3 protein-coding genes are annotated in these 5,467 nt (G+C 67.8%); all 3 read right to left on the bottom strand.

What is annotated here, in order from left to right; genetic code table 11:
• Positions 1-3,148, bottom strand: a 3,148-nt coding sequence (locus tag VFA16_RS20125; protein WP_324969519.1) for an arabinosyltransferase domain-containing protein, incomplete at its 3' end; no start/stop codon positions are given.
• Positions 3,148-5,151, bottom strand: coding sequence for a galactan 5-O-arabinofuranosyltransferase (locus VFA16_RS20120; protein WP_324969518.1), 2,004 nt, complete (start codon positions 5,149-5,151; stop codon positions 3,148-3,150). The genes VFA16_RS20125 and VFA16_RS20120, both read right to left, overlap by 1 nt.
• A gap of 4 nt (positions 5,152-5,155) precedes the next feature.
• Positions 5,156-5,467: SDR family NAD(P)-dependent oxidoreductase (locus tag VFA16_RS20115; RefSeq protein WP_324969517.1), on the bottom strand; the 312-nt coding region annotated here is incomplete at its 5' end.

The raw sequence follows: 5,467 nt of genomic DNA, 5'->3' as shown, positions 1-5,467 counted from the left end.
TCGCGCGCACCAACAGCTCGGTGATCCCGAGCGGGCCGCCGCCGTTGTTGTCCATCACCGGCGAATTGGCTTCCGCCCCAAAGCGATCCGGAAGGATCCGCCACTTCGGTGCTTCGATGACGCCGTTGCGGTGGTCGAAAGGCCGCTGGCACGGGAACGCCAGGCCCACCAGCCAGTCCAGCAGCACCGGGTCCCGCGACCCGACCACGTCTTGCAATGTGCGCAGCCGCGGCATGCGCGGCGGGGTCAGCGCGATCCAGTGCTGCGGCGCCAGGTCGTCATCGGTGGCGATCACCCGAATCTGGGTGGCGCTGCGCGGCAGCGCGGACATCGGCGCTCGCAGGTTACGCCACGCCGGCGCCGCCCCGACGTCGACGAAACTCACTGTGCCCCCGGGTTTTCCAGCGGCTGCGCCTTTGTCGTCGGCCCACTCCAGCTTGACCTCGCCGGGATCGAACCGGCCGGCCGCCGAGACCACCAGCAGCGGCCCGGCTTGGTCGCGGGGCGGCAGCCGATACCACGTCGAGCGCAGCACCGCAGGGACTTGCACACCGGATCGCCAGCTGCCGAACACCGGTGTGCGGGCCGGGTCCAGGTTGTAGGGCAGCCGGGCGCGTGATCCGTTGATGCCAGGCGCGGCCGTGGTACCGCCTTCGGTGCCGGCCTCGCTGCTGGTGATCATCCCGTCGTCGTTCAGGAAGCTACGGTCGCCGGGGCGTTCCATCACCGGGTCGGCGGAGACGTCGGCGGGGATGCCGTTGGGGTCGAAGCCTTCGGCGTAGCCGCCGCCCAGCGCGTCTTTCACCGGCATCCCGATCGGGGTCAGCATGCCGGCATTGGGGTCCTGTTCAACGAGCACGTCGTAGGCCAGCCCGCACGTCTTGCCGGTCAACGCTTGCAGGTTGGAGCGGCCGACCGACCAGGCCGGGTACTGGTCGGTCATCGCGAGAGTAAGCGACGTCACCTCGAAGAAGACCAGTAGCCACGCCGCAATTGCCAACGGCGACTGGGTAATTCGCGCGATTCGCGAGCGGGGCTCACCGCCAGAGCCGTTGTTGACGAAGTGAAACCACGCTGCCAGCAGCAGCACCAGCACCGTCAGCCCCAGCAGCGCGGTGGTGAAGCCGAACTTCCACTCCGGGAACGCATTCGACCACGGCACACCGAAATTCGAGACATACCACCAGCCGTTGACGCTGGCGAACGACAGCGCCATCACAAACAGCACCAGTGCGGCGAACATGGTGCGGTTGCGTCGCGAGCGCATCGCCGTGGCCGTCACCGCGACAGCGGCCAGCGCCCCAAGCGAACCGGCCAGCCCGGCGAACACCCCGAAGTGGTGCGTCCACTTGGTCGGGGTGAACATCATCGCGATGAACGAGATGATCGTGATGCCGACGATGCGTCGGCTCGGCCCGGCCGCGGTGCCCGGAATCCTGCCCTTGCGCAACGCCATTGCCACCGACACCGCCAGCGCCACCAGCAACGCCAACACGGCGAAGCGCCGGGCCACCGAGCCGTCCGGGCTGGCCATGAACAGCCGCTCGTAGCGGATGTGCTCGTCGAACCAGCTCAGGCTGGGCCCGACCGCACGCTTGAGCATGTTGGCCTGCAGCTCGCCGGCGAAGGTCTGGTCCCGGAAGATCAAGATCGTCGTGACCGTGACGGCGGCCAAGATCGGGGCCATCAGCGGCAGCAGACCGAACTGTTTGGTACGGCGGTGCAGGATCGTGCGCAGCGGCCCGATCGCCACCAGTAGAGCCCCGATCGACGCGATGCCGGTCGGGCCGGAGAACAGGGTCAGCGCGCCAAGGATGCAGGCGATCGCCACTGGCAGCAGCCGGCTGGTGGCCACCGCCCGCTCGACCGAACACCAGGTCAGCAGAATGCCCAGCGCGATGATCGGCTCGGGCCGCAGCCCATTGTTCAGCGGCAGCCAGAATGCCAGGAACATGCCCGCCGCCGTCCACGCCGCGGCGCGGCTCTGCTTGACCGCGTGGCCCAGCCGCGGGATCACTTCCCGGCTGATCACCCACCAGCACGTCAGCGCCATCAGCAGGGTCGGCAGCCGCATCCAGATGCTGGCCGTGGTGACGTGCGCCCATAGCGCCAACAGGTCGTAGTACCAGCCGAACGGGGCCTCTGGGGTGCCGAACCAGCGGTAGTAGTTCGCCATGTAGCCGGCGTGTTCGGACACCCGGGCCATGGTCAGGATGTAGCCGTCGTCGGCCGTGTTGGCGCCGACGAATTGCCACCACACCAGCACCGCCGTGACCAGCACGTCCAGCCCACTGATCGACCACCAGCGGGCGGGCAGGAAGCGGCGGTGCCGGATCCCGTCGGCGCGGTCGAGGATGTGCAGTGCTACCAGCGCGGTGAGGGTCAGCGCTACCGCGAGGACCATTGCGGCCATCTTCAGCGGCGTCGGGGCGCTGCTGTAGCGGGTGTCGATGGTCGCCGACAGCTGCAGCCCCGGCGGCGCCGGCCCCGACAGGTCGGTGAACACGCCGACGATCTGCGGCCTGAAGTCGTAGCCGCCGCGTTCGCCGCGCAGGGGTGCGCCGGGGTGATCGGCGTGCGGGCCCTGTCGTAGCCCGGCGAATTCGCCGGTGACCTTGTCGGCGTGGGCGGTAAACGTCAGCCGCTGACAGGCCGGGCCGAGGACCTCGCTGAGCGGCGCCACCACGACCGGGGTGTTGCGTACGACGACGACGAGGTCGTCGTTGGCGCGTTCGATGACCAGGCCGCGGTCAACGGCCTTGGGCGCTTGCTTGGGCACCGTGGACAGCAGCACCGTTTTGCTGGTATTGCCAGGCCCGGTCAGTCCGGCGGCGGCCTGACACGGGATGGTGATGTTCAGGTCGGTGGCGACGTATCCGATCAGCGGTGCCTCGACGCTGTGGAACACCCCGTTTTGCGGCCAGTTCAGCTGGGCGGTGGTCTGTTTGACCGGCAAGAACGGGGTGATGATCGCTAGGCCCGCTCCCAGCAGGCCTGCGACGACGGCGACGAACCGGGCCGCCCGGAAGTTCCGGGCGGTCCGATCTACCCGGGTGGTTGCGTCTTCCCGGGTGGTCCGGTAGTTCGCGCCCGTGACGGTCACGGAGGTAGATGGTAGTGGCCCGACCTGTGTCGATTCCGTTGCCATCAGTGGCTGGGCTCCTGTCGGATGGCCAGCACGAATGGGCCGATGGTGGTGACGGTGAACCGGGGGTCGGCGAACAGGGCGGCTTTGAAGTCGACGGTGTAGCGGCGGACGTTGGGTTGGTTGGGGTAGACGTCCTCGGCCAGTCGCAGTGTGTAGGTGTCGTTCGCGCCCCGGCGCATCAAGAACACCGTCGGCGGCGCCCAGGGCAGCGTGTCGAGGGCGTGGACGAACTGCTCTGCGTTCTTGAGCTTGGACCAGCTTTTGATGGCGGCGGCGCGCCTGTCGAACTGCGCCAGCGGGTTGGCGTAGTGCGACGTCAGCCCCTGAAAGCCCCAGTAGGGGTAGTAGGACAGGAAGCTGTAATCGGCGGTGAGCACGACGGTTTGGTCGCGGGGCTGACCGGTCACGTGGGTGATCACCGTGTCGATGGCCGGGTAGTACTTCTCGGCGCCGGGCGGGCGGCGGTCGCCGCGGTGGCCGTAGCCGTCGGTGTCGGTATAGGCGACTGCGAGGTCCGAGCGCAGCACTTCGGGGATGTTCTGGCTGAAGCCGATCGCGCCGACCAGCCCGATCGCAGTGGCCACCGGGATGACGCTCCGGTCCCAGGCGCGATCGCGGCTCCTTTCTCGGGCAAGCCCGACTAGTGCCTGCGTGGCCTCGATGAAACCGAATGTGCCGGCCGCGGCCAGCAGCACGGTCAGCGTCGGCTGCAGCCGGAACGACAGCAGCGTGGTGCGTGCCAGCGTGGTCAGCATCGACAGCAGCGACCACAGGTAGACGGCGAGCACCGCGATCGCCAGCCCGGCCGCCCGCACCGATGTCCGCAGCCTGACCAGCAACCACAGCGTGCCGAGCATGCACAGCGCGCCGAGCAGCGTGAACTGCAGCATCGGGAAGGTCAGCTCGGCGCCGTCGGCGGGAAGGTAGTGCCAGGCGCTGCCGGTGTTGCTGACCGCGTCACGGGATGCCCGCAGCAGAAAGGGTGTCCACGTGGTCGCGGCGATCGCGGCGGCGATGACGCCGATGACTGCCAGCCGGACCAGCGGGTCGACGGCGGCTTTGATGCCCCGCCGCCAGCGCGACGCCGTCAACAACACCGCCATCAGCACCACGGTGAACGCGCTGTACACCAATAGCAGCGTGTAAAAGGTGGCCGCGAAGCCCAGAAAGATCCCGGCCCCGACCACCGCGGCCCACCCACCGGACCGGCCCACGCCGCCGTCGACCGTGACACCGGCGTCACGGTCGCGAGCGCGTAGCCCCGACCAGGTCAACACCAACACCGGCGGCAGCAGCACCGTGATCATCGCCGAGTAGGGCTCCGGTGAACTGTAGGCCAGCATCACCGCAGCGGTCGCGACCGTGACGATCAGCGCGAACTCGAAGCGAATCATCCGCCACCACAGCACCAACGCAACCGCGACCGCGATGGTGATCGAGGTAATCGCCCACGGCTTGTACATCTCCCAGCCGGGTGTTCCGGTCAGCGCCGCGATGCGCCCCCCGATCCAGAACCAGCCGGGCGGGTAAAACGGCGGCAGCCCCTTGTAGGTCATGTCGCGCAGCGCAGCGCTGTCGGTGAGCCGGGTCAGGTATTCGGTGCGAAATTGCTGGTCCACCGAGATCCCGAACAGATAGAGCTTGGTCGCGCCCAGCGGCATGCCCAGCGTCACCACGCAGAATGCTGACACGAATACTACTGCGGCCAGCCGGGACAGCAGGCGGATCGCCGGCCCACCGCGTCGCCACAGCCAGCCGGTGGCCACCAACCCGACGATGCAGCCCACCTGACCGACGGTGGTCAGCGCGTGCAGCTGATTCGACGACGGGTAGGCAGGCCAGTTCACGCCGGCGATGGCTTTGAGCGAGATCACCGCGACCACAGCGGCAATCGCGGCAGCGATCGCCACCTGGCCGATGCTGGCCAGTGCGTCCCCGGCGCGAGCAGATGTAAAAGCCCCTATTTTCTGCCCGGATTGGGGGCTTTCGCGTCTGCTGGGCATCTGCTCAGATGGGGAGCTTGCGGAAGATCGGCCGCGGGATATGACGCAAAACCATCATCACGTAGCGAAATGTCGGTGGCGCCCAGACCAATTCCTTACCTTTCGCGGCCGCGCTGACGGCGAGGTTGGCGACTTGCTCCTTGTCGACGGTGAGCGGTGCTTCTTTGAGATGGGCGCTCATCCGGGTACGGACTTGGCCGGGCCGTATCACCAGCACCCGAACCCCGTATTCGCGCAACGCTTCGCCCAGACCAAGGTAGAAGCCGTCCAAACCGGCTTTGGTGGAGCCGTAGACGAAATTGGAACGCCGTACCCG

It is taken from the genome of Mycobacterium sp. (genome assembly GCF_035653355.1).
In the GTDB taxonomy this organism is placed as follows: Bacteria; Actinomycetota; Actinomycetes; order Mycobacteriales; family Mycobacteriaceae; genus Mycobacterium.
The sequence above is the reverse complement of the archived record's forward strand: the minus strand, read 5'-3'. Positions and strand labels throughout refer to the sequence as shown.

Bases quoted from the DNA above. Each gene is read 5' to 3' on its own strand.
- VFA16_RS20120 (WP_324969518.1), bottom strand. From the start codon at position 5,151: ATGCCCAGCAGACGCGAAAGCCCCCAATCCGGGCAGAAAATAGGGGCT.